Origin of the sequence: Rhodococcus sp. SBT000017, assembly GCF_003688915.1 — a bacterium.
Classification (GTDB): domain Bacteria; phylum Actinomycetota; class Actinomycetes; order Mycobacteriales; family Mycobacteriaceae; genus Rhodococcoides.
Window position 1 is genome coordinate 14,139 of sequence record NZ_REFU01000003.1, and the last position, 23,650, is coordinate 37,788.

Annotated in this window: 21 protein-coding genes and 2 tRNA genes; 7 read left to right on the forward strand and 16 right to left on the reverse strand. The window is 64.3% G+C overall.

Going from position 1 to position 23,650, the window contains the following annotated elements:
- Positions 1-297 precede the first annotated feature (297 nt).
- The 13 genes from AYK61_RS25380 to argS form a co-directional block, all read right to left on the reverse strand.
- Positions 298-729: a hypothetical protein gene (locus AYK61_RS25380; protein WP_183130562.1), complete on the reverse strand. Its 432-nt coding sequence runs from the start codon at positions 727-729 to the stop codon at positions 298-300.
- A 66-nt stretch (positions 730-795) separates the two neighbouring features.
- Complete coding sequence (locus AYK61_RS25385) at positions 796-2,007, reverse strand: glycosyltransferase family 4 protein (protein WP_121873654.1); 1,212 nt, start codon at positions 2,005-2,007, stop codon at positions 796-798.
- Positions 2,008-2,025: 18 nt separating this feature from the next.
- Entirely contained in the window at positions 2,026-2,688 is a 663-nt protein-coding gene (locus AYK61_RS25390) for an L-threonylcarbamoyladenylate synthase (protein WP_121873655.1), read from the reverse strand.
- 66 nt (positions 2,689-2,754) lie between these two features.
- Positions 2,755-3,639 (reverse strand): peptide chain release factor N(5)-glutamine methyltransferase, encoded by an 885-nt coding sequence (gene prmC / locus AYK61_RS25395; protein WP_121873656.1) that lies wholly within the window; start codon positions 3,637-3,639, stop codon positions 2,755-2,757.
- Positions 3,640-3,673: 34 nt separating this feature from the next.
- The gene (locus AYK61_RS25400) at positions 3,674-4,483 is read right to left on the reverse strand and encodes an SHOCT domain-containing protein (protein WP_121873657.1); all 810 of its coding nucleotides are present in this window, start codon (positions 4,481-4,483) and stop codon (positions 3,674-3,676) included.
- Positions 4,484-4,590: 107 nt separating this feature from the next.
- Positions 4,591-5,667, reverse strand: coding sequence for a peptide chain release factor 1 (prfA, locus tag AYK61_RS25405; protein ID WP_121873658.1), 1,077 nt, complete (start codon positions 5,665-5,667; stop codon positions 4,591-4,593).
- A 97-nt stretch (positions 5,668-5,764) separates the two neighbouring features.
- Entirely contained in the window at positions 5,765-5,998 is a 234-nt protein-coding gene (gene rpmE / locus AYK61_RS25410) for a 50S ribosomal protein L31 (RefSeq protein WP_008715081.1), read from the reverse strand.
- A 199-nt stretch (positions 5,999-6,197) separates the two neighbouring features.
- The gene (rho, locus tag AYK61_RS25415) at positions 6,198-8,267 is read right to left on the reverse strand and encodes a transcription termination factor Rho (RefSeq protein WP_397485801.1); all 2,070 of its coding nucleotides are present in this window, start codon (positions 8,265-8,267) and stop codon (positions 6,198-6,200) included.
- Positions 8,268-8,638: 371 nt separating this feature from the next.
- Entirely contained in the window at positions 8,639-9,571 is a 933-nt protein-coding gene (thrB, locus tag AYK61_RS25420; protein ID WP_121873659.1) for a homoserine kinase, read from the reverse strand.
- A gap of 19 nt (positions 9,572-9,590) precedes the next feature.
- A complete protein-coding gene (thrC, locus tag AYK61_RS25425) occupies positions 9,591-10,658 on the reverse strand; it encodes a threonine synthase (RefSeq protein WP_027497914.1) in 1,068 nt (355 codons plus the stop codon).
- Complete coding sequence (locus AYK61_RS25430) at positions 10,655-11,956, reverse strand: homoserine dehydrogenase (RefSeq protein WP_121873660.1); 1,302 nt, start codon at positions 11,954-11,956, stop codon at positions 10,655-10,657. The genes thrC and AYK61_RS25430 overlap by 4 nt, the downstream gene beginning before the upstream one ends.
- Positions 11,953-13,374 carry a diaminopimelate decarboxylase gene (gene lysA, locus AYK61_RS25435; protein WP_121873661.1) on the reverse strand — a complete coding sequence of 474 codons (1,422 nt, stop codon included), beginning with the start codon at positions 13,372-13,374 and terminating at the stop codon, positions 11,953-11,955. The genes AYK61_RS25430 and lysA overlap by 4 nt, the downstream gene beginning before the upstream one ends.
- Positions 13,371-15,023, reverse strand: coding sequence for an arginine--tRNA ligase (gene argS / locus AYK61_RS25440; protein WP_121873662.1), 1,653 nt, complete (start codon positions 15,021-15,023; stop codon positions 13,371-13,373). Before argS ends, lysA begins: the two co-directional genes overlap by 4 nt.
- 231 nt (positions 15,024-15,254) lie before the next feature.
- On the opposite strand from argS, the gene AYK61_RS25445 reads away from it, so the two are divergent.
- The 5 genes from AYK61_RS25445 (at position 15,255) to AYK61_RS25465 (ending at position 18,543) form a co-directional block, all read left to right on the forward strand.
- On the forward strand, positions 15,255-16,136 hold the full coding sequence (locus tag AYK61_RS25445) for a DUF3105 domain-containing protein (RefSeq protein ID WP_121873663.1): 882 nt from the start codon (positions 15,255-15,257) through the stop codon (positions 16,134-16,136).
- Positions 16,136-16,858 (forward strand): DUF305 domain-containing protein, encoded by a 723-nt coding sequence (locus AYK61_RS25450; protein ID WP_121873664.1) that lies wholly within the window; start codon positions 16,136-16,138, stop codon positions 16,856-16,858. Before AYK61_RS25445 ends, AYK61_RS25450 begins: the two co-directional genes overlap by 1 nt.
- A 68-nt stretch (positions 16,859-16,926) precedes the next feature.
- A tRNA-Arg gene (locus tag AYK61_RS25455) sits at positions 16,927-16,999 on the forward strand.
- Between the two features lie 60 nt (positions 17,000-17,059).
- Positions 17,060-17,941: a hypothetical protein gene (locus tag AYK61_RS25460; RefSeq protein ID WP_121873665.1), complete on the forward strand. Its 882-nt coding sequence runs from the start codon at positions 17,060-17,062 to the stop codon at positions 17,939-17,941.
- Between the two features lie 14 nt (positions 17,942-17,955).
- A complete protein-coding gene (locus tag AYK61_RS25465) occupies positions 17,956-18,543 on the forward strand; it encodes a class I SAM-dependent methyltransferase (RefSeq protein ID WP_121873666.1) in 588 nt (195 codons plus the stop codon).
- 49 nt (positions 18,544-18,592) lie between these two features.
- Here AYK61_RS25465 and AYK61_RS27500 read toward each other — a convergent pair.
- Positions 18,593-18,652 (reverse strand) — tRNA-OTHER (locus tag AYK61_RS27500).
- A 215-nt stretch (positions 18,653-18,867) separates the two neighbouring features.
- Here AYK61_RS27500 and AYK61_RS27120 point away from each other — a divergent pair.
- Both AYK61_RS27120 and AYK61_RS25475 read left to right on the forward strand, forming a co-directional pair.
- Positions 18,868-20,157, forward strand: coding sequence for an ATP-binding protein (locus AYK61_RS27120; protein WP_147458406.1), 1,290 nt, complete (start codon positions 18,868-18,870; stop codon positions 20,155-20,157).
- A 64-nt stretch (positions 20,158-20,221) separates the two neighbouring features.
- Positions 20,222-20,716, forward strand: coding sequence for a hypothetical protein (locus AYK61_RS25475; RefSeq protein ID WP_121873668.1), 495 nt, complete (start codon positions 20,222-20,224; stop codon positions 20,714-20,716).
- Between the two features lie 1,419 nt (positions 20,717-22,135).
- Here the strand turns inward: AYK61_RS25475 and AYK61_RS25485 are convergent.
- Entirely contained in the window at positions 22,136-22,393 is a 258-nt protein-coding gene (locus tag AYK61_RS25485; RefSeq protein ID WP_121873669.1) for a hypothetical protein, read from the reverse strand.
- The gene (locus tag AYK61_RS25490) at positions 22,386-23,600 is read right to left on the reverse strand and encodes an alpha/beta hydrolase (RefSeq protein ID WP_183130559.1); all 1,215 of its coding nucleotides are present in this window, start codon (positions 23,598-23,600) and stop codon (positions 22,386-22,388) included. Before AYK61_RS25490 ends, AYK61_RS25485 begins: the two co-directional genes overlap by 8 nt.
- Between the last annotated feature and the right edge of the window lie 50 nt (positions 23,601-23,650).

Here is a 23,650-nt window from a genome sequence, read left to right on the forward strand (position 1 = left end):
AAATCGGCTCGCAATCGTCAGAGGCTGAGGCCCGGTCTTCATCGGCCAAGCGTCTGTCGGGTGTCGGCGACTCACGTCGACTCGGCAACTCTCAGGGCGGAACCTTACGTTGCCGAAGTCGATGACTCCGGGCCTACTGTAAGGAAGCTCACGCTGACTGCTACCTGCGGGGGTCGAGTCCAGGGAAAAAGTCTCTTTCGTCCCAGTCTTGCCCACCGCTTGATGCAAACTTTATCAACAGAACTACGACGTTGTGTAGGCGGCCCTCAGCTTAACCGATTACGACAGGCTGTCGTACTACCGATCGTCGGTCTTGTCCTCGGCGGGGACGCTGTCCACGTAGGCGACCTTGGTCTTGACGACCCCGAAGACCTCCGCACCGAGCACGACGACGAGCGCTCCCAGAATCGTCAGGCCCAACGCGTAGCGGTTGTAGAAGTCGGCGTCCTTGAGTGCGACCAGCACGATCAGCGCAATCACCATCTTCACCAACCAACCGCCCAACAGCAGGGCTCCGACCGCCGAGGCCGGAAATCGCGTGGTGAGAGCAACAGACAACGCCGTCGTGATGACGAAGCCTCCGCCGATGGCCACACCGATGATCGATCCCCACAGGCCGGGCGTTCCGGCCGCGGCCACGGATATACCTACGCTCACCACGGTCAGCATCACCAGTCCGATGAGTCCGTATCGGACTGCGGCGCGAAGCGGCGCGAATTGATCGGGCATGGACTGCGGAGTGAAGGTCACAGTTGTCGAGGGTACCCAGCTCGCGACCGCGAACAACCGACGGGATCAGCCGCCGCGTCGGGCGCTTCGCGCTTCCGAGCCCTGCGATCGGTCCACCCTCAATGTGGGCACAGCCGTGACGACCAGTGCGAACACCAGACCGGCTGCGACCAGAAGCACCACTATTCGGCGGTCCAACAGGGACGACCCCACCGCCCCGAAGGCGAGGACACCGACCCACAGGTAGATCACCAGCACCACCCGGCGGTGCGAATGTCCGATCTGCAGCAGCCGATGGTGCAGGTGCATCTTGTCGGGGCTGAAGGGACTCCGCCCTGCTCGCGTACGGCGGATGACAGCCAGCAGCAGGTCGAGGATCGGGATGAGCATCACGGCCCCGACCAGCAGAAGCGGCGACAGCAGACCCAGCAGGTCGCGTGGGCCGTACGCCGTCAACGGGATCCGCCCCGAGGCACTGGTCGAGATCGTGGCCAGCGTCAGACCGATGAGCATCGATCCCGAATCTCCCATGAAGATGCGCGCGGGTTGGAAGTTGTGCGGCAGAAACCCCAGGCACGCGCCCGCCAGCGCCGCTGCAATCAGCGCCGGCGGGTAGACGCCGACGTCACCGCCCTGCTCCTGCAACAGCCCTACCGAGAAGATGCAGATCGCCACTGAGGAAATGAGCCCGAGCCCGGCCGCCAGCCCGTCGAGACCGTCGACGAAATTCATTGCATTGACGATCACGACGGTGATCAGAACGGTCACCAGTCCGGCTTGCAGTTGGTCGAGCACCAGGGTGCTACCCGGCTGACCGGGCTCGCCTCCCCACGGCTGATACAGAACGACCCAGCTCACCCCCATGATGACGAGGACTCCGGCCGCCGTCACCTGACCGACGAACTTGGTCAGGGCGTCCAGACCCCATCGGTCGTCGATGACGCCGACCAGCACGATCACGAAGCCGGCAACCAATGCGGCGGGAATGTCGCGGTTGTAGGCGACGTCGAATCCGCGAGCCAGCGCTGGCAGCTGCGACGCGAAGAGCAGCGCCGCCAGCATGCCCACGTAGATTCCCACTCCCCCGAGCCTCGGGGTGGCCTGCACGTGGACGTCACGATCACGAGGAACAGCGACGGCACCGAACTTGATGGCCGCCACTCGGACTCCGCCGGTGGCGAAGAACGTGACGACGGCGGCAGTGAGAAAGACCAGCAGTAGCTCGCGGATAGGAACGCCTGCACCCAGATTCGACTGAGCCAACATCTCGACGCTCATGCGGCACGGACAGGCATGTCAGGACGCTCCCGGAACCAGGCTTTCGGCGGTGACACCGAGAACCTCGGCAATCTTCTCGGTGGGAATGGCACCGACCCGGAGAATTCGTGCTCGATCGCTCGTCAGATCGATGATGGTCGACGCCACCGCGTGATCGGCCGGTCCCCCGTCCAGGTAGACCGCCGCCGAGCCGCCGAGTTGATCTCGCGCCTCCGTCACGGTGGTGGCGGGTGGACTGCCGGAGATGTTGGCACTGGACACTGCGAGCGGGCCGACCTCGCGCAACAGCTCGAGTGCAACCGGGTGCAGCGGCATCCGCAACATGACGGTGCCCTGGGCGTCACCCAGATCCCAGGCCAAGGATGGAGCCTGCTGCACCACGACGCTCAGTGCGCCGGGCCAGAAGGCACGAATCAGGTCTCGGGTGCGTGGCCGGACACTCTGGACCAGGCCGTCGATGGTGTTCCACGAACCGACGAGCACGGGAACCGGCATATCGCGTCCCCTGCCCTTGGCCCGCAGCAGATCCGTGACAGCGCTGCCGTCGAATGCATCGGCGGCGATCCCGTACAGGGTGTCGGTAGGCATGACGACGAGTCGGCCGGACTTCAGGGCACCGCGGGCAGCGGTCAATCCGGCAGCGCGCGCGTCGGCTTCACGGCAGTCGTAGACGGTACTCACGGCACCTATCCTTCCACCTTCGATAACGAAGTGATGTCAGGTGTCGCCCGCCTGCCGTTCCCGTCGTCAGGCCGGGGCCGAGTGTGCCCGTGCGGCGACGACGAACCGTGGTCTACCCGCCAGATCCGGATGCGCGGTGACCTCGGTGAACACTCGTCGCCTGGACAGCAGAACCGCAACCTCGCTGCCATTGGAATCGTCGTGTTCGATCGCGACGCCGCCGCCGATCCGAAGCCAGCGGGCGATGTTGCCGATCATCGGTTCGATGACCGACAGTCCGTCCGCACCGCCGAACAGCGCCATGTGCGGGTCGTGATCGATCACCTCGGGGTCCAGGTCTGCCCCCTCCGGGATGTAGGGCGGGTTGGCGACGATCATGTCGACTGCACCGTCGAGTTCGGTCAACAGATCTCGGGCCGTGACGTCGCCGTGGTGCAGTGTGATCGGGGTGTCGCCGTGGCCGCTACGCAGATCGGCATTGCGCCGGGCCCACGCCAATGCAGACGGGTCGAGTTCGACGGCATGGACGACGGCGTCGGGCCGAGCGTTGGCGATCGCCAGTGCCAATGCGCCCGAGCCCGTACACAGATCGAGAATCACCGGCGGATGGTGGTCGACATTCTCGAGGAACGCCAGAGCCCAGGCCAACAACAATTCGGTTTCCGGCCGAGGCACGAACACACCCGGTCCTACTTCGACGTCGATGTTGCCCAGCGAGGTCGTTCCCGTGATGTATTGCAGCGGAATGCGTTTCGCGCGTTGCTCGACGGTGCGGAAGTACGCCTCGACAACCTCGGGTTCGACGAGAGGAACCAGACCGAGACGGCAGCGATCCACGCCGACGAGGTGTGCGGCGAGCAGCTCCGCATCGACCCGTGGGCTCGGCACACCGGCAGCATCGAGCATCGACGTTGCTTCGAGGATGGCCAGACGTAGCGGCTTGCGACTCACCAGTACAGACTGCCACGAGGCACCGACAACCCTGTCACACGCGCCCCAGCAACTCCGACTTCTTGGCGTAGAACTCGTCGTCGGTGAGGAAGCCCTTCGCGTGCAGACCTGCGAGTGCCTCGATCGCAGCCGTGATGTCGGAGATGTCCACGCCCGACGGGTTGCTCTGAGGCGTCTGGTTCGAGGACTGCTGCGAGGAGGACGGTTGCGTGTAGCTCTGCGGAGCGGCTTGCGGTGCCGCCTGGTTCTGCGAGTTCGTTCCGCTCGACTGCTGGTCGACGCGAGGCAGGCTGCCGGCGGTGAACGTGCCGTACTGGCTGGTGAACTCGAGCGAGCCCGGTCCACCGCCCTGCTGTTGCTGGACTCCGCCGATGGAGTGATCGAGAGTGTCGTACACGGCCAATTCGCCGCCGACCAACACGGCGAGGCGTCGAGAACCCGGGAACACTGCGTACTGCGAGCCGTTCTGACCCCCGCTCGAGCTCGGTGCACCGAGATCCGACGGCCACCACGAGCCGCCGCCGAACGAGTTTCCACCGAACGAGCTGTTGCCGGTCTCCCTGGGCGGGTACACCTGATGCTGCGCCAGCACTGCAGACAGATCGCGGCAGAGGCCGTCGACCCGGCTCTTGAGTCCGTGATCGAACATGTTGCCCACCATGGTCATTCCGCCGCGCATCCACTGCCCACTGCCGCCGAGCTCGGGGATGTTGAACTGCGCCATGGTGCCGCGGCCGTTGTTGACGGCGTCGAGCATCGTGCGGACGGCGTCGGTCGAGACGCCGTAGCGCGACGACAGCTCGGACACGGCGTTCTCGCCTGCGGGGGTCAGGGGCTGGTTCATGTCTGGTGTGCCTCTCGGGGCGCTGTTACGGGGTCGAACCTGGCCGCCAGGGTATCGCACCGATCGGCGAATCGGCCCGGCGAAATCTGTAAAGCTATGTGCCGCAATTACTCTGCTTGCATGCGCGCGTCGCGGTCCGCCTTGGCGAGCGCGTCGAGCAACGCATCCATCTCGCCGTCGAGCAGGGCGTCGAGATTGTGCGCCTTGAACCCGATGCGGTGATCGGTGATGCGGTTCTCGGGGTAGTTGTAGGTTCTGATCCGCTCCGAGCGGTCGACGGTGCGCACCTGGCTGGCTCGTCCGGCCGAGGCCTCTTCGTTGGCCGCTTCCTCAGCGGCCGCCTGCAGGCGAGCGGCGAGAACCTGCATCGCACGCGCCTTGTTCTGCAACTGCGAGCGCTCGTTCTGGCAGGTGACCACGATGCCCGTGGGAAGGTGCGTGAGCCGGACCGCGGAGTCGGTGGTGTTGACGCCCTGGCCGCCCTTGCCGGACGAGCGATACACGTCGATGCGCAAGTCGGTTTCGTCGATCTGAACTTCTTCGACCTCGTCCGGTTCGGGATACACGAGAATTCCGGCCGCAGAGGTGTGCACGCGTCCCTGTGATTCGGTGACCGGTACCCGCTGCACGCGGTGGACCCCACCCTCGAACTTCAACCGGGCCCAGACGCCGTCGAGTGGATCCTTGGTCTTGATCGACAGGGTCGCGTCCTTGTATCCACCCAGGTCCGAGACGTTCGCGTCGAGGACTTCGACCCGCCACCCGCGGCGTTCGGCGTAGCGCACGTACATCCGCGCGAGATCGGCTGCGAAGAGCGCCGATTCCTCGCCACCCTCACCCGACTTGACCTCCATCACGATGTCCTCGCCGTCGTGCGGGTCACGTGGTGCCAGCAGGTCGGTCAGAGTCTGCTCGAGCTGCAACACGGTCGCCTCGAGATCGGGAATCTCGGCCGCGAACGACGAATCGTCGGCCGCCAACTCACGCGCGGCTTCGAGGTCGTCCTGCGCGGAGGTCAGCTTGGTGTGCGCGGACATGATGGGGGCCAGTTCGGCGAATCTCTTGCCTGCTCTGCGGGCAGCGGACGGATCGTTGTGCAGAGCTGGGTCGGCGAGTTGCTGCTCGAGTCCGGAGTGTTCGGCAAGGATGTCGTCGATGGCCGAAGGCTTGTCTGTTCTCGCCATGGGGATGACTCACTCTCGAACGCGGGTGCAACTGGGTGTGGACACAAAAAAACCGACGCCCGTCCTGTGAATCACAGGACGGGCGTCGGCGGAACAGCTAGCTGTCTGCGTCGGCCTTCTTGCCGGCGCGCTTGCCGTAGCGAGCCTCGAAGCGAGCGACGCGGCCGCCGGTGTCGAGAATCTTCTGCTTGCCGGTGTAGAAGGGGTGGCACTGCGAGCAGACCTCGACGCTGATGCGCTCTTTGTCGGTGGTGCTTCGGGTCTCGAAAGTATTGCCGCAACCACAGACGACTGTCGTCAGTGTGTAGTCGGGGTGAATTCCTGCCTTCATGGTGTCCTTACCGTTCTTTGTAATGGTCGCCGGGTCGCCTTCGCCGATCGAAGACGTGAACCGGAACCGGACTCGGCCGTTGATTATGCCAGAGCGTGCATCCGCCCTGCTAATCGTCGGTACTTCTGTGCCGACAGATGCTTACAACGCACGCACCTGCCGGCTTGTTCCCCGGGCGAAAGATCCGGGGAACACCCGGTCAGTCGTTGTTGCCGCCCGGCGCGGTCTTGGAGACCTCCATGAGGAATTCCAGGTTGTTCTTGCTCTTCTTCAGGCGATCGACCAGCAGGTCGATGGCCTGATGCGAGTCGAGTCCGGACAACACGCGCCGTAGCTTGTGCACAACGGCAGCCTCGTCGGGAGCAAGGAGCAGCTCGTCGTGGCGGGTGCTCGACGGGTTGATGTCGACGGCCGGGAACACGCGGCGTTCGGCGATCTTGCGATCGAGCTTGAGCTCGGCGTTGCCGGTGCCCTTGAACTCCTCGAAGATCACGGTGTCGCCGGTGGATCCGGTTTCGACCATGGCCGTGGCGATGATCGTCAGCGATCCACCGTGCTCGATGTTTCGAGCCGCACCGAGGAATCGCTTCGGCGGGTACAGCGCGGTCGAGTCGACACCACCGGACAGGATTCGGCCGGATGCGGGCGAGCTGTTGTTGTACGCACGTCCCAGACGGGTGATCGAGTCGAGCAGAACCACCACGTCCTGGCCGGCTTCGACCAGGCGCTTGGCCCGTTCGATCGCCAGCTCGGCCACGGCGGTGTGGTCGCCCGGTGGCCGGTCGAACGTCGACGCGATGACCTCGCCCTTGACGGAGCGCTGCATATCCGTCACTTCCTCGGGACGCTCGTCGACGAGGATGACCATCAGATAACACTCGGGATTGTTGATCGCGATCGCGTTGGCGATGGCCTGCAGAACGCTCGTCTTACCTGCCTTCGGCGGGCTGACGATGAGCGCGCGTTGGCCCTTGCCGATCGGCATCACCAAGTCGATGATGCGTGTGGTCAGGATGTTCTGCTGCGTCTCGAGGCGCAGCCGCTGATTGGGGTACAGCGGGGTGAGCTTGCCGAATTCCGGACGCTTGCGCGCGGCCTCGACCTCTCCCCCGTTGACGGTGTCCAGACGCACGAGCGGGTTGAACTTCTGCCGCTGACCGGACTGCTCGCCTTCGCGTGCCACTCGAACTGCGCCGGTCACCGCGTCGCCGCGTCGAAGGCCGTTCTTGCGCACGAGGTTCATCGACACGTAGACGTCGTTGGGTCCGGCGAGGTAGCCGGAAGTGCGGACGAACGCGTAGTTGTCGAGCACGTCGAGGATGCCGGCTACCGGCTGAAGAACATCGTCCTCGCGAATCTCGGTGTCGCGCTCGCGGCCACCGCCACCCTCGTTGCCTTCGCCACGGTCGCGTCCGCGACGGCGTTCACGGAACCGACGTCCCCGACGTCCGCGGCCTTCGCCGTCGTCGTCCTGGTTGTTGTCGCGGTTGTCGCGCGGACCGTTGTTGCGATCCTCGTTGCGGTTGTCGTTGCGACCGTCGCCCTGATTGCGATTGCGACCGCCCTGATTGCGACCGCCGCCGTCGCGGTTCGAGTTGTCCCGGTCACCCTGATTGCGGTTTCCGTTGTCACGATTGCCGCTCTCGCGGTTGGAGCCGTCCCGGTCGCCTTGATTGCGGCTTCCGGACTCACGGTTCGCGTTGTCGCGGTTGCCGTCGGCGTCACGCGGTTCGCGCTCCGACCCGTCCTGGCGGTTACGTTCGCCGCGGCTACGACGGGGCCGCTCGGTGGCGGCGCTGTCGCCGGTCTCGTCCGACTTCTCGGCCTGCGGCGCGGCTGCGGGCGAATCGGTCGCCGCGGGAGCGGATCCGGCCGAATCGTTGCTGTCGTCGAGTGGGAGTTGATCGGGAGCACCGGCGCGCCGACCTGCGGCACGACGTCCGCGTGTCCGGCGACCCGTCTCGGGAGCCGCATCGGCAGAATCGCTCGATTGCGTCGCGGGTGCGTCCGAGGACGGCACTTCGGGAGCCGACTGCTTCGGTGCCGCCTCGGCTGCCGGCCGATCTTCGACGGCAGGCGCGGATGCAGCGGCACGACGCGACCGGGGTGCGTCGGATTTCGGTGCGTCGGATTTCGGCGCGTCCGACTTGGCCGGTGCGCTGCCCGACTGACGCTCGGAAATCGCAGCGATCAGATCGCCCTTGCGCATACCGGAAACGCTCTTGATACCGAGTTCACCAGCGAGGCTGCGCAGCTCGGTGAGAACCATTCCGGACAGGCCTGCACGTCGGCGTGACGTTTCGGGCGCAGAGATTAGTTCCGTATCGGTCACGGAGGTCCTTTCCTTCCCTCGCTCGCTCGATGCGCAGCCGAGGGTTCGTTCCGCAGTTCGGCGTTCTGCCGAGCTCGGATATTGCCGTTCATGTTCGACGCACTCCGTCGACGACACCATCGATCCGAGACCGCAGAGAACCACGGGGAGGATCGAGTCAGGAGCGTCACATCACTCGGACGTTTGAATCCCCCGAATACAGCGACCTGATTGCCCTGACGAAACCGGCGTCTGAAGCGCACGATGTACGGACAGGGTTCACCATAGCGCCGTTGTCCCCACTCGGCAAGAACCCTACTCGTCGGTTGTCACGCGACGGTGACTCCGTCGGCCACGTCGAGGTCGAGCACCCGCCACCCCTCGGCCGATGCAGCCTCACGCAGATCGGCCGGAAACTCCTCGGTGCACAGCGCCATGACCGTCGGGCCCGCGCCGGACACCACGGCTGCGATGGACCGCGCACGCAAGGTGGCGATCCAGCGAGTGGTGTCGGGCAACGCCTGGGCGCGCTGGCCTTGATGCAGCAGGTCCTCCGTCGCGGACATCAACAGATCAGGACGCTCGGTCAGCGCCACCACCGCAAGTGCACTTCGGCTGACATTGAAGGCCGCGTCACGATGGGGCACCAACTCGGGCAACAGTCCCCGGGTGTGCGACGTCGACGAGCGTTCGGACGGTATGAGCACGACGACCTTGATGCTCGGGTGCACCTCGAGCCGCACGGCTGCGTAGTTCCGCGCCGTCACACTGGCATTGGGCGGTTCGCTCCAGGACACGACCGCACCGCCGAGGCAACTCGCCGACGCGTTGTCGGGATGACCCTCGAACTCCGACGACAGCTGGACGAGCTGGCCCTCCGACAGCGCGAGCGACGGATCAACTTTCGCGGCCAGCGCATTGGCGGCAGCCAGGCCACCGACCACAGCCGACGCGGAGGAACCGAGCCCCCTCGAATGCGGAATCACGTTGCGGCAGTGGACATCCAAACCGTCGGCCCACACTCCGGCAGCTTCGAGTCCCCGCTCGATGGCGCGCACCACCAGATGCGTCGGACCCCACGGCACGTCCGCCGAACCCTCACCGTCGACGTGAATTCGAAGTCCCGACGCGGTGGTCGTGACCTCGATCTCGTCGTACAGCCCCAAAGCGATTCCGAGACTGTCGAATCCGGGTCCGATGTTGGCACTGGACGCCGGAACGCGCGCGGTGACCGTGAGCCCGATGGGGAGTGTCGTCGTCATTGCCGGAGATTCCGTCAACTCAGGCCAGCTCGAGCGCAGCCGCGACAGCGACGGGATCGACCGAGATGGGTTCTACGACAGGCATTCCCGACAGCGCTGTGTCGGGATCCTTGAGGCCGTTTCCGGTGACCGTGCACACGACGGTCAGGCCCGGTTCCAGCCAGCCTTCCTTCCGAGCTGCGAGCAGACCGGCGACGCTGGCCGCGGAGGCGGGCTCGACGAACACGCCCTCGGTCTTCGCGATCAATCGGTACGCCTCGAGGATTTCCTCGTCGGTCGCTGCGCGGAATGCTCCGTTCGATTCTTCCTTGGCGTTGACGGCACCGTTCCAGGATGCGGGCGAGCCGATCCGGATCGCGGTGGCGATCGTTTCCGGATCCTTCACCGGCGCACCGTGAACCAGAGGAGCGGCGCCTGCGGCCTGGACTCCGAGCATCCGCGGCTTGCGCGTGGTGAGACCGTCACGGAAGTACTCCGAGTAGCCGCGCCAGTACGCGGTGATGTTGCCTGCGTTGCCGACCGGCAGTGCATGGATGTCCGGTGCGTCGCCGAGGGCGTCGCAGATCTCGAAGGCCGCGGTCTTCTGGCCTTCGATGCGGACGGGGTTCACGGAGTTGACCAGACCGATGGTCGGGAACTCGGCCGTGGTCTTGCGGGCCAGTTCGAGGCAATCGTCGAAGTTGCCCTGCACCTGAATGATCTTGGCTCCGTGCATGACTGCCTGAGCGAGCTTGCCCATGGCGATCTTGCCCTGCGGAACCAGTACGGCACAGCTCATTCCGGCCTTGGCCGCATAGGCGGCCGCGGAGGCCGAGGTGTTGCCGGTCGAGGCGCAGAGAACGGCTTCCTGGCCTCGGGCGAGCGCGTCGGTGACGGCCATGGTCATCCCGCGGTCCTTGAAGGAGCCGGTGGGGTTGAGTCCCTCGACCTTCAGATGCACTGTGCACCCGGTCAGTTCGGACAGGTGCCCGGCCGGCAACAGCGGGGTGCCGCCCTCGCGCAACGTGACGGTCTTCCAATCCGGGCCGATCGCCAGACGCGAGCGGTACGCCTCGATCAGACCGGGCCAGGGGGTGTGGACGCTCATACGGTGGTGCCTTCCAATCGGAGAACGCTGGCGACGTTGACGACGACGTCGAGCTGCTCGAGGGATGCAACGGTGTCGGACAGTGCGGAGTCGGCCGCGAGGTGCGTGACGACGACGAGCCTGGCTCCGTCACCCGAACCCTGCTGCCGCACCGTGGAGATGCTGACGTCGCGCTTGGAGAACTCGGCCGCCACCGTGGCGAGAACGCCCGGCTTGTCCGCGACCTGCATGCTGACGTAGTAGCGAGTGAGGATGTCACCCATGGGGGCCACCTTGAGCTTGGCGTACTTGGATTCGAGGGGGCCCCGTCCGCCGTAGAACTTGTTGCGTGCGGCCATCACCAGGTCGCCGAGTACTGCGGACGCGGTCGGCGCACCGCCTGCACCTTGGCCGTAGAACATCAGGCGACCGGCGGCCTCTGCTTCGACGACCACGGCGTTGAACGCACCGTTCACCGATGCCAACGGGTGGTTCAGCGGAACGAGCGCGGGGTAGACCCGAGCGGAGATCCGCTCCTTGCCCTTGGGCGTGACGATCCGCTCGCAGATCGCCAACAGCTTGATGGTGCAGTCCAAGGATTTCGCGGTTTCGAGATCGTCCGAGGTGATTTTGCTGATTCCCTCGCGATAGACGTCACCGGCAGTGACCCGCGTGTGGAATGCGATGGACGCCAGGATGGCAGCCTTCGATGCAGCGTCGTAGCCTTCGACGTCAGCGGTCGGATCGGCCTCGGCGTAGCCCAGACGCCCTGCCTCGGCGAGGGTTTCGGCGTAGTCCGCGCCGGTCTCGTCCATGGCGGAGAGGATGAAGTTGGTGGTGCCGTTGACGATGCCGGCAACCTTGTTCACGCGGTCACCCGCGAGAGACTGCATCAGCGGACGAACCACGGGAATGGCTCCGGCCACGGCGGCCTCGAAATACAGGTCGGCACGGGACTTCTCGGCCGCGTCGGCGAGCTCTCCGGTGTACTCGGCCAGCAGGGCCTTGTTGGCCGTGATGACGGACTTGCCCTTCTCCAGAGCAGACAGCACCAGCTTGCGGGGAATGTCGATGCCGCCGAGTACCTCGACGACGATGTCGACGTCGTCGCGGCCGACCAGTTCTGCCGGGTCGTCGGTGAGCAGCTCGGCCGGTACTCCACGATCGCCGTCGACTCGACGCACAGCGATGCCTCGAATCGCCAGTGGCGCACCGATTCTGGCCTCGAAGTCCTCGGCGTTCTCGGTGAGGATGCGGACGACCTCGCTACCGACGTTTCCGAGTCCGAGTACGGCGACGCCTATCGGCTTCGATGTCATGGCTGAACCTCCAAGCTGAGCAGATCTTCGATGGTTTCCCGCCGCAGGATCAGGCGCGAGTGCCCGTCCTTGACCGCAACCACAGCGGGCCGCGTCAGCAGGTTGTAGCGACTGGACATGGAGTAGCAGTAGGCCCCGGTGGCCGCTACCGCGAGCAGGTCACCCGGCCCGACGTCTGCCGGCATCCATGTGTTCTTGATGACGATGTCGCCGCTCTCGCAATGCTTTCCGACCACCCGAGCCACGACGGCATCGGCATCGCTCGAGCGCGAGACCAATCGACAGTCGTATTCGGCCTGGTACAGCGAGGTGCGAATGTTGTCGCTCATGCCGCCGTCGACGCTGATGTAGCGCCTGCGCGTCGACTTGTCGACGGTGACATCCTTGATCGTGCCGACCTCGTAGAGCGTGACAGTGCCCGGTCCGGCGATGGCGCGGCCGGGCTCGACGGCGATCGTCGGAACAGGCAGTCCCACTGCGGCGGACTCCGTCTCCACGATAGCGGTCAACTTCGCCGCGAGCTGCTCCACCGGGGGCGGATCGTCACTCGGCACGTACGAAATACCCATGCCGCCACCGAGATCCAGAGTCGAGATCTGTGCGGTCTTGTCGACGCCGAACTCCGAGACGATGTCTCGCAGCAGCCCGATCACCTTGTGCGCCGCCAGCTCGAAGCCGTCGACCTCGAATATCTGCGAACCGATGTGACTGTGCAGTCCCACGAGGCGAAGGTTGTCGGCAGCGAACACACGCCGAACAGCGTCGAGCGCAGAGCCGTCGGCGAGCGAGAATCCGAATTTCTGATCCTCGTGCGCGGTGGCGATGAACTCGTGCGTATGCGCTTCGACCCCGACGGTGATGCGAATCAGAACGTCCTGCACCACACCGGCTGCGCCGGCGACACCGTCGAGACGGTCGATCTCGATGTTGGAGTCGAGAACCACATGCTCGACGCCTGCGCGCACGCCCGCCTCGAGCTCGGCGACCGATTTGTTGTTGCCGTGCATGGCAATTCGATCAGCCGGGAATCCGGCGGCCAATGCGATGGCCAACTCGCCTCCGGAGCAGATGTCGAGTGAGAGCCCTTCGTCGGCGACCCAGCGTGCGACCTCACCGCACAGGAAAGCCTTGGAGGCGTAGTGCACTCGTTCGGGTGCCCCGAATGCGGCGGCCATTTCACGGCAGCGCGAACGGAAGTCGTCCTCGTCGATGACGAACAACGGTGTGCCGTACTGCTCCGCGAGATCGGTGACCGACACTCCGGCGAGACGGACGGTGCCGTCCTCACCGCGCTCGGCGTTGCGGGGCCACACCTGCTCGGGCAGCGCCGTCATCTCCGACGCGTCGGCCGGGCGATGGGACATCGACTCTTTCGCGGGGGCATCGGCATGCTTGGGTCCCGCCGGATGTGCGCTCACATTCGCTCCGGTGCGCTGACCCCGAGCAGTTCGAGGCCGTTGGCCAGGACCTGCCGGGTCGCGTTCCCCAACGCCAGTCGTGCAGTGTTCACAGGTCCGGGCTCCTCGTCTCCTTGTGGAAGTACTCGACACGCACCGTAGAAACGGTGGTAGGCCCCCGCCAGCTCTTCGAGGTAGCGGGCGATCCGGTGTGGTTCGCGTAGTTCGGCGGCACTGGCCACCACTCGTGGGTACTCGCCGATCGTCCTAATCAGCTCGCCTTCCTGCTCGTGGGTGAGCAGGCTCAGATCCGGCTGGTGCGCGCTGACTCCCAGTTCGGCGGCGTTGCGCGCGAGCGAGGCCAGCCGGGCGTGGGCGTACTGGACGTAGTACACCGGATTCTCGTTGCTCGCACTCGCCCACAGCGCGAGGTCGATGTCGATGCTGGAGTCGACGGACGAACGGATCATGACGTACCGGGAGGCGTCGACGCCGATGGCTTCGACCAGGTCGTCGAGGGTGATGACGGTTCCGGCACGCTTGCTCATCTTCACCGCAACGCCGTCGCGGACGAGGTTGACCATCTGGCCGATGAGGACCTCGACGGTCTCGGGGTCGTCTCCGAACGCCGCCGCGGCGGCCTTGAGCCGCCCGATGTATCCGTGGTGATCTGCTCCGAGCATGTAGATGCACAGATCGAAGCCGCGCTGCCGCTTGTTCTGGAAGTACGCGATGTCGCCGGCGATGTAGGCGGCGTTGCCATCGCTCTTGATGACGACGCGATCCTTGTCGTCACCGAAGTCGGTGGACCGCAGCCACCAGGCCCCGTCTTCCTCGTAGAGGCTCCCCGAGGTCTTGAGGTATTCGACCGACTTGTCGACGGCTCCGGACTCGAACAGCGAGTTCTCGTGGAAGTAGACGTCGAAGTCGACGCCGAACTCGTGCAGGTTCGCCTTGATCCGATCGAACATCAACTCGGTGCCGATGGACCGGAACGCCTCTTCCTGCGCCTCGGTGTCCAACGCGAGCGCATCGGGTCGCTCGGCGAGCACGTGCGCTGCGATGTCGGCGATGTATTCGCCCGCGTAGCCGTTGTCGGGTGCAGGCTCACCCTTCGCTGCGGCGATGAGCGAGTGAGTGAAGCGCGCGATCTGAGCGCCGTGATCGTTGAAGAAGTACTCGCGGGTGACCTCTGCCCCGTGGGCGGACAGGATGCGGCCGAGTGCATCGCCGACGGCTGCCCACCGGGTACCGCCGAGGTGAACCGGACCGGTCGGGTTGGCCGAGACGAACTCGAGATTGACCTTCTTGCCAGCCATCGAGGACCCGTTGCCGAATGCCGAACCTGCCGCGAGCACCCGGGCAACGATCTCGCCCTGCGCTGCAGCGGCCAGTCTGATGTTCAGGAATCCGGGGCCTGCGACGTCGGCCTCGGCGATGGCGGCGTCGGCGGCAAGAGCCTCGGCCAGCCAGCCGGCGAAGTCGCGAGGATTGGCTCCGGCCTTCTTAGCGACCTGGAGTGCCACGTTGGTCGCGTAGTCGCCGTGCTCGGGATTGCGGGGACGCTCGACGGTCAGCTTCGCAGGGAGGACGGATGCATCCAGGCCACGGTCGGCAAGCACCTTCGCGGCGGTCGCGTGAAGCAGTTCGGCAAGATCGGCGGGAGTCACAGGTAGCTATCCTATTGGCTGGTGCGCGGCGTCCTCGCATCCACTGCCCGTCTGCCCGCGAGCAGCCTCGGCCGACGCGGTCCGCGCAGGCTCTGAGCACGCTCTCAGGCAGAGAACGTACAGTGAGGGCGCTCTGCGCCGACGCTCATCCAATGTTGCCGTCACCAGCAGATACGCAGCACCAGCGCAACCGACCACCACCTTTCCTCGACTGAGAGAGCAACTACAGCGATGCCAACGGGTCCCGACAAAGGCAGTCAGAACAAGTCGGCTGCGAAGGCAGACAAAGCCATCAATGCAGCCAACAAGAAGTCAGCTCGCAAGAAGAAGGGCGGCGTGCCCACTGCCACGGGCAGGCAGATTCCCTGGCTGACGGTTGCCGGTGTCGTCGTTGTCGTCGGTCTCGTTGCCGGCCTCGGGATCAATCTGTATCCGAAGTACCAGGACCGAGCCGAGGCGCAGAAGTTCGAGCCCAGCGAGGCCAATCAGGATCCATCGACCGGCATCGAGGGCGTGACGATGCAGGAGTACCCGGCCGCTCTGCACGTCGGGCGCACGCAGCGAGTCGCCTACGACCAGTCGCCGCCGTTCGGTGGACCGCACGATGCCGTGTGGGCCACCTGCACGGGAATCGTCTATCCCGAGGCCATTCGTACCGAGAATGCGGTGCACTCCCTCGAGCACGGTGCCGTCTGGGTCACCTACAACCCCGACGATCTGAATGCGGACCAGGTCCAGACCCTTGCCGATCGCGTCGACGGCGAAACGCAAATGATGATGTCGCCGTACCCCGGTCTCGACTCCCCGGTCTCGCTGCAGTCCTGGGGCCACCAGCTCAAGTTGGACAGCGTGGACGACGAACGCATCAGCCAGTTCATCTCTGCACTGCGACTCAATCGCTTCGCCTACCCGGAGGTCGGTGCGTCCTGCGCGTCCGTCCCGAACACCACCGGCGACGGCTTCGATCCCGACAACCCGCCGCTGTTCGACGCCTCCGCGCCCGGCCCGGACGCGGTGCCGATGGACGGTGCCGGGATCACTCCCGACGCCAGCGAGACCGGCGGGGCCGGCGGAATGCAGCTGCCGAGCGATCTCCAGATCCCCACCAACTGATGACCGACCCGACACCGACCGAGGACGCGGCAGCCACCACGTCCGCGACCAAGCCGAGTCAGCGCACCGCCCTGGTGGCGTTGGCGTTGATTGCCGTCCTGGCCATCGGCTTCGCCCTGGGCTTCCTGGTGCAGAGCCCGTTCCGGGACGACAACTCTTCGCCCGCCGCGGACTCGGTCGATGTCGGCTTCGCTCAGGACATGACCGTGCACCACAACCAGGCCATCGAGATGGCCGCGGTGGCGTTGACCAACGCCACCGATCAGGCCGTCAAGAACCTGGCGTTCGACATGCTCACCTCGCAGCAGAACCAGGTGGGACAGATGCAGGGCTGGCTGGCCCTGTGGGACCGAGCACCGATCTCGACCGACGGGTACATGACCTGGATGGCCGAGGACGACTCGCACGGTCACTCGATGAGCGGGATGTCCATGGATCCCGGATCCTCGGATCCCACCCGGGCCATGCCGGGCATGGCCAATTCGACCGAACTCGCCGCGCTTCGCCAAGCCACCGGCTCGGACGTCGACGTGATGTTCCTCCAACTCATGCTGCGCCACCACGAGGGCGGCTTGGCGATGATGGAGTACGCGCAGACTCACGCGCAGTCGCCTGCGGTGATCAATCTGGCTCAGTCCATGGTTGCCACTCAGACCAGCGAGTCGACGCTGATGAAGCAGATGCTCGCCGAGAAGGGTGCGCAGCCGCTGCCCGAGGGGTGATTTCGACTCCCGTCGCACATGCGCTAGTCTTTCGTACAGCCCAACAGGCACACCGGTTCGTCCGGTGCGCCCCCGTAGCTCAGGGGATAGAGCGTTCGCCTCCGGAGCGAAAGGCCGCAGGTTCGAATCCTGCCGGGGGCACACATCTTTCACGCACGTCACCGTCGTACGGTGACTGCTCGAACGAGACGGTGGACTTCGATGTCCGAGAATCTCCCCCGAGTCGAGACCATCGTCGACGATTTGTACTCACTCCCTCCCGCCGATTTCGTCTCGCATCGTGCCGGATATGTCGCCCGGTTCAAGAAAGCCGGCGACAAAGCCGGTGCCACCCGCATCGGTGCCCTCCGCAAGCCCACGGTCGTGGCGTGGTTGGTGAACACACTCGCTCGGCGAGACGAATCGGCGCTAGCGGAACTGTTCGATCTGGGTGAGCAACTCGAACGAGCCCAGCAGCGCGGCGACGGACCCCGACTGCGTGAATTGTCCACTGCTCGAAGCACTTCTATACGCGCCCTGACCGATCGAGCAGTCTCGCTGGGACGCGGCCTCGGCGCGACCGTCGGCGACAACGCTGCCCGCGAGATCGCCAACACCCTGAACGCGGCGATGGCCGATGCCGAGATACGCGACCGCGTCCGTACCGGCAGAACCGTGGTGGCCGAAACGTACAGCGGCTTCGGGCCTGCGCTGCTCTCCCTCGTTCCCGACCCGCCCGACGACGATGACGACGATGACTACCCAGCGTCTCCGGAGGTCGAGGACGACCGAGAGAAAGCCGACGAAGCCGAGCGGAACCGACTGCTCGCCGAACTCGACTCGGCCGAATCCGATCTCGATACCGCCCGAACCGAAGCCGACGAAGCCCAGGTCGACACCGAACGAACGGCGTCCGAATTACGCAGCGCTGCAGCGGAAGTAGAGCGGATCGAGGCCGAGCTGGAGGTCGCCAGAGTCGCAGAGCAGGCTGCGCGGGAAGCAATCGAGGCCAGTGTCGTACAGGCGAAGTCGGCGGCGGAAGCAGTCGAGTCGGCCCGCGCCCGGGTCGCCGAAGCCCAGTCGGCCCTCGAACAACTGACCTGACCTACCCTGGCGGGGTGACCACACGCTGGCAAGCCGAGAACTCCGCAGACGATTCCGCGCGGTACATCGAGCGATTCGACCGCCTGGCCGAGCGCGGCGTGGATCTGCACGGCGAGGCCCGCATGGTCGACGCGGTGGTCTCCCCCGCGTCGAGCATCCTCGATGCCGGATGCGGCACCGGCCGACTCGGGGTGGAGTTGGCCCGACGCGGACACCGTGTCACCGCAGTGGATCTCGATCCGGTTCTGGCCGAGGCCGCGCGAGCACACCCGGAACTCGACGTGCATGTCGCCGATCTGACGACGCTCGATCTGGGACGGACGTTCGACGCGGCCGTGGCAGCGGGCAACGTACTGGTCTTCATGAAGCCCGGCACCGAACGCGCAGCGCTCCAACGTATCTGGGCCCACCTGACCGACGGCGGGGTGTTCGTCACCGGATTCGCCACCGATCGCGAGTACACCGTCGACATGCTCGACGAGGACCTGGCGGCGGTCGGTTTCGTCCTCGAGCACCGATTCGCGACGTGGGATCTGCGGCCCTGGCGCGCCGACGCGGACTGGGCCGTCACCGTGGCACGAAAGCCAACTCTGCTCGCCTGATGGGAAACGAATCGAGACCGGCCGTCGGCGGCCGGCCTCGATCGACACGAGCGAGCGACGGGATTCGAACCCGTGTAAACGGCTTTGCAGGCCGGTTGAGACAACCCGCGCACGACTAACGCAGGAACAGCACCGCCTCGTGGCGGAAGTCGCCGCCGTGACGTCTCCGCAGGCCAGAGGCTTGAGCAAGTCCGAATACGAAGCGCCTGAAGTAAACGGTACCTCCGCCGTACCTCCACAAACGGCCGCCAGAACAGACAACCGAACGCTGCGTCGCACGGCTGGAATCGTGAGCGAAGGCCGGATTTGTGTCAGACTCTGGGGGTGGATACAGCCCTAAATATCTGGCCGACATTCGGGTTCAGAAAGAACCCATATGGCACGGAAGAGTTGAAGCCCGACTCTGAGGGCGACGAACTGCTAATTGGACGCGACGCCGAGGTGCGGAAGTTGCAGCGACGGTGGTACTCGTCCACTCAAATTGCCACGCTCGAAGGTCCGGTAGGCGTTGGAAAGACAAGCCTCGCGGGAGTTGCCGCGTACCGTGCAATGCAAGTTCGCCTCGCTGCGAGATCCGAGCTGATTGTTCCCTTGAACAAAACCATACAATTTGAAGCGGACACCCAATCGCTGACGCGAAAGATATTGTTCGAGATAGCCCAGGCGTTACTCCGGCATGAGACGACCTTTCGAAATTGTGGACACCCTTTACCGAACCTCAATGATCTTCGATCTTGGGTCAACAACCCGGTCTTCAAAGGCGGGTCGGTCGGAATTGCCCCACTGTCAGCTGGAAAAGCGACGCCGTCACCGAACTCCACAAGTGGATTTTCGGAATCAGGGTTCGAGGAACATATAACGTATCTCCTCCGGGAATGCTTTCCTGAGGACAAAACGGGATCGCTGGTCGGAGTAGTCGATAATCTCGAACTTCTCCGAACTGCCGGTTCAGCACGTGAATGCTTGGACCAGTTGCGCGACACAGCCTTCAAGCTACCGGGAATTCGCTGGGTACTAGTTGGAGCGACCGGGATTGTCAAGACTGCCGTGAGCGTTCCACGGCTATCCGGTAAGGTGGCCAATCCGATTCAACTTGAACCAGTCACCGACGAATATCTATCGTCGCTAATCGAAAAGCGAATCAACTATTATGCGGCAAGCGAAGGGGCAACTGCTCCTGTCAATCCGAAACAATTTCAACAGCTTTACGCAATCGCAGGCAAGAACCTGCGGGACACTTTCAAGCATGCGCAGGACATAGCACTGTGGCTTTTCGAGCTTTCAGAAGACGGTAAGCCCACACCCATCAATCCCGTCGAATCATGGATCGAGGAGCAGGCCGATTATGGCAATATCGCTACTCAAATGACTGCCGCTGCGCAAGAAGTCTTCGATGAGCTGGTTAAAAACGGAGGCGCGATCCCCGCCGCGCAGTTGGCCGATGACCCCAGCACCTACGCCCAGAAGGTTCGGTACCGCGTGCGCATCCTTGAGAAGCTTAATCTCGCCGAGACCGTTGGCACGGAAGACGATCTACGATTCAAAGTAGTCAGGTTGACCGCACTCGGTTGGTTTACCCATCATGTCCGCTCGTCGTCACAAGGCTCGCACTGAGCGGTTTGCAGCGACCTGCCTGTCGAACGGGCCGACTGTCGGTAGCCGGTGACACAATCACTCAATGAGCGATTCCCCGGAACCTGCAGACAACTCTGACGAGCCGACAATCTCCGAGTACCCAGAACTGACGAACGTTGACGACTGGTCTACCCATCCAGACTTCACCCTGCAATTGATGGCCAATTTCGCCAATAGGGCGCGAGCTGGTCTGGGACTCACCCTTGTCCTATCCGGCACAGTCATGTCTGGCGTTGTCGTCTCGGTCGAAGACTTCTACCAGTGGGGAAGCGATCGACAGACCGAGGACATCGACGGCTCAGACGACAGCCAGCAGAAGGTCAGGGCAATGTTCGCTGAGGCGTTCTTTGACACCCAGGTGGCGGAGCATCGCAGGGCAAGGGAAACCGGCGAGATCACAGATCCGCAGCGGACGCGTCACATCCACCTGAAAGACGCGAAAGTCTTTACTCCGGGGCAAGTCCACGGCATCGAGTTGGGTTGGACACGCGTTCTTCTTGCTCACGTCAACGCCTGGACGGTCGGCACGCTCAATTAGCTAGTTCGTACGGGCACCACGTTGTCTGCGCGGGCGGGGCGTCCAAATGCCCCCAGAGCGGCCATGGCGCCTGGGTGGTCGTCCTCGAACAGGTGCGCGTACACGCCTGACGTCACGTTCGCGTTGGCGTGCCCCATGAACTTCGAGAGCTTGAACGGTGCGATCCCGGCCGCGATGCACAAGCTGGCGTAGGTGTGCCGCAGCGAATCAAACCTGAAGTTAGGCAGCAGCTTTGCGCCGTTGAGGTTTTGCCCGCAACACCGCAGGGCGGTACATCGCGCCGTAAAAGTTGCGGTGCACCAGGGGGCAGGTCCAATCGAGCATCAGGCGCGCTTCGGCCTGGCTCACTGTGGCGGTTGCAGCCTGCGCGGCCGGTGACATCCGCGAGCCGTCCGCGTGGGTGGGTGCGGACTTCCCTGTCGGCCTAATGGGGCGCAGGCTGCATGCGGGAAACAGCGGCGCTTCCACTTCGTCGGCCCGCGGGTGCAGCGACAGATGGTCCCGGACCATTACGCAGGTGGCGGGGGTCAGCGGTACACGGCGACGGCTCCCCCGCGTCTTCGGCGTGTCGTAGACGATCTCTGGCTTTACCTCCCAGCGCGACGGCCTGGCTTCCGTTCACCTTCTGCGAGAGATCCGTCTCTGACGGGCACCGTACGAACGAACGTTCACCGCGCCGTGCGTGCGGCTGGTTTTCCGGCGGCAGCTCCATGTCACCAATCTGCAGTCCGGGCAGCTCGGCAGCGTAGGCCAGTCCACGCGGCCACGTGCACGGTGACGATGTACGGCCACGGAGTCGCGCTGACCAACGCCGTACCTGGCCAGCCATGAGGAACTGCGCCGGATCCACAACTCCATCGACCGACGACGCCTTAGGCGCGACAGCTGTCCGCGCAGTAGGCAACGTGACGTGCGCGCAGGGGTTGGCGCTGGGCCGTCCGTCTGCAATCGCTTGGTCCAGCACCTGCTCAAGAATGAAGTATTGGTGACGAACTGTGCTCGGTCGCTTGCCCTCGGCAGTGCGGCGAGTGATCCATTCGGCTACCAGCACTCGCGTAATCTTGTTGAGCGGATACCCACCGAACGTGCGGTCCAGGCCTGCCCCGGCGTTGAGAATGTAGGTGTATCCCTGGCGCGTGCGCGGCTTGAGGGCAACGCGGCTCGCCAGCCGCGCGTCCGCAACCTCGCGGAACGTGGCCCCGCCGGACTTGGGGTCGTCTGTCTGGCCGCGCTGTCTGGGGTGTAGGTCGCACTCATCGCGTAGAGCTCGGCAGCCTTGCGCGTCGCGAATCCGCCCTTTGTCCCCTGCTCGCCGTCGGACGTTCGGTACCTGACCTGATACACCGATTTCCCGGTGCGCAGGCTGGTGATCTTGCGGATACTCATCGCGAAGCGAGCCACGGATCCACATCATTCGGCCTACTCGACCCCTTCCTCGGCCAAGGTGATGACTCTGTTCAAAGACGCCGAATTTGGATGGCGCAGAGCAATACTCAGATTGGTGAGTGCTTTCAGGAGCAGGCCGGTCTCACCCGATGGGCGATACACCTCGACAAGCGAGTCAGAGGTGGCGATTGGACTATCCAGTGCATCAGTGCGGTGCCTGTCTGCCAGGAAGACTCGAATGCGTCCAGTCGCCTCGAGAAGATTCTCGACATCAGCGTCGCTGTCACGCACGCATCACCCAGTACGGTTTGCCGCTGGAATCGAAAGCCGCGTTCAGTCCGTAACGGTGGCCGGGTTCGAGATTACGAGTGAGGAGGTAGAAGACGTCAGCGGTGACAGTTCTCTCGTCCAAAGCGTAGGAATGCCCCATGAAATCGGTATCGACCTCGGAAGCATCGATAGTATCCACGCCGTCGAACACCCGCAGATCAGCGCCGGCGTTGCCTGCCCTTGGCGCGCTCCAGGCGCGATTCGATACTTTCAGGGCCCGATCGTTACTTGATGCGTACAGCGTGTACCGCTCGGCCTCCTTCGGAAACCCGTAGGCAGAGTGCGCAAAAATATCGGAATCGACATCGGGCGCAGCGAAGATGAGGTGGCCAAGGTTGATCGGCAGATTGCCTCTAAGCGCCGTCGTCACGAGCTGATTCCCCATACTGTGGGCGACGATATGAACCTGAGCGTCAACAGGGAGCGCAGCACCGAGTTCGGTCAGGAACTGGAGAAAATGCGGCTCACTTGCCAGCACACTCTGGTTGTCAGCCGCGTAGTCTCCGAGATTTCCTGCGGACGGCCAGGAATATGCGACTACGGTTCCTTGGAACTGGTAGCCACCGACAAGTTTTGCGGCTCGAATGAGCGCTTCCTCGAACGCGACTCGGTATCCGTGAACGAAGACAAGAACGTCGGATTTACTCGACTGCCCGGCGAGCAACTCGATCGGTTTCCGAATGTCATCAGAAGGATCGATGGACAGAGTCGGCTTCGCATCTCGCCCGAAAATCATCTTGAAGTAGCGTTTGACGTCGAACGTGCGGGTACGAGCGTCGTCTTTGACTGCAACACGAGCGATCCCGTACGACACCGAGGTACCCCTGTCCGCACCGAACTCTCTTCCCTCGGCCGCACGGTTGGTGGCGTACACGACAGGCACGATATTGAGCCGGACGGGAAGGGAAAGCGCACCACCCGATCCGCGCTCGGTACCCAACTGCAGAATCAGCCGCTCCTCGGCGACATTCTCTGCAATTTCAGGGGCTCTGTTCAGCACACTCACGACCCGACGCTGGGCTTCGCCAGTGTCGGCCGTCCCGTCCTCAAGAGCAGCTTCGAGGTCGCGCAACGCGTCGATCAGGTCTGGCTCGATGTCGAGCAGCGCCTGTCCCGTCCCTCCCCACACCTCGGCGATCGCCATCACCAGGGCTTCTGCTTCGTTCATCGACTCCCCCATCCCGGTAGATTCTTCCGACACTCGCTTGCCGCGCGTAT

Coding starts and splice junctions, on each gene's coding strand:
- thrC (WP_027497914.1), bottom strand. CDS start 10,658: ATGAGCGTCCACACCCCCTGGCCCGGTCTGATCGAGGCGTACCGCTCG.
- rpmE (WP_008715081.1), bottom strand. CDS start 5,998: ATGAAGGCAGGAATTCACCCCGACTACACACTGACGACAGTCGTCTGT.
- thrB (WP_121873659.1), bottom strand. CDS start 9,571: ATGACGACGACACTCCCCATCGGGCTCACGGTCACCGCGCGCGTTCCG.
- prfA (WP_121873658.1), bottom strand. CDS start 5,667: ATGGCGAGAACAGACAAGCCTTCGGCCATCGACGACATCCTTGCCGAA.
- rho (WP_397485801.1), bottom strand. CDS start 8,267: ATGGTTCTCACCGAGCTGCGCAGCCTCGCTGGTGAACTCGGTATCAAG.
- AYK61_RS25400 (WP_121873657.1), bottom strand. CDS start 4,483: ATGAACCAGCCCCTGACCCCCGCAGGCGAGAACGCCGTGTCCGAGCTG.
- AYK61_RS25380 (WP_183130562.1), bottom strand. CDS start 729: ATGCCCGATCAATTCGCGCCGCTTCGCGCCGCAGTCCGATACGGACTC.
- AYK61_RS25475 (WP_121873668.1), top strand. CDS start 20,222: ATGAGCGATTCCCCGGAACCTGCAGACAACTCTGACGAGCCGACAATC.
- AYK61_RS25450 (WP_121873664.1), top strand. CDS start 16,136: ATGACCGACCCGACACCGACCGAGGACGCGGCAGCCACCACGTCCGCG.
- AYK61_RS25445 (WP_121873663.1), top strand. CDS start 15,255: ATGCCAACGGGTCCCGACAAAGGCAGTCAGAACAAGTCGGCTGCGAAG.
- AYK61_RS25385 (WP_121873654.1), bottom strand. CDS start 2,007: ATGAGCGTCGAGATGTTGGCTCAGTCGAATCTGGGTGCAGGCGTTCCT.
- AYK61_RS25460 (WP_121873665.1), top strand. CDS start 17,060: ATGTCCGAGAATCTCCCCCGAGTCGAGACCATCGTCGACGATTTGTAC.
- AYK61_RS25490 (WP_183130559.1), bottom strand. CDS start 23,600: ATGAACGAAGCAGAAGCCCTGGTGATGGCGATCGCCGAGGTGTGGGGA.
- AYK61_RS25430 (WP_121873660.1), bottom strand. CDS start 11,956: ATGACATCGAAGCCGATAGGCGTCGCCGTACTCGGACTCGGAAACGTC.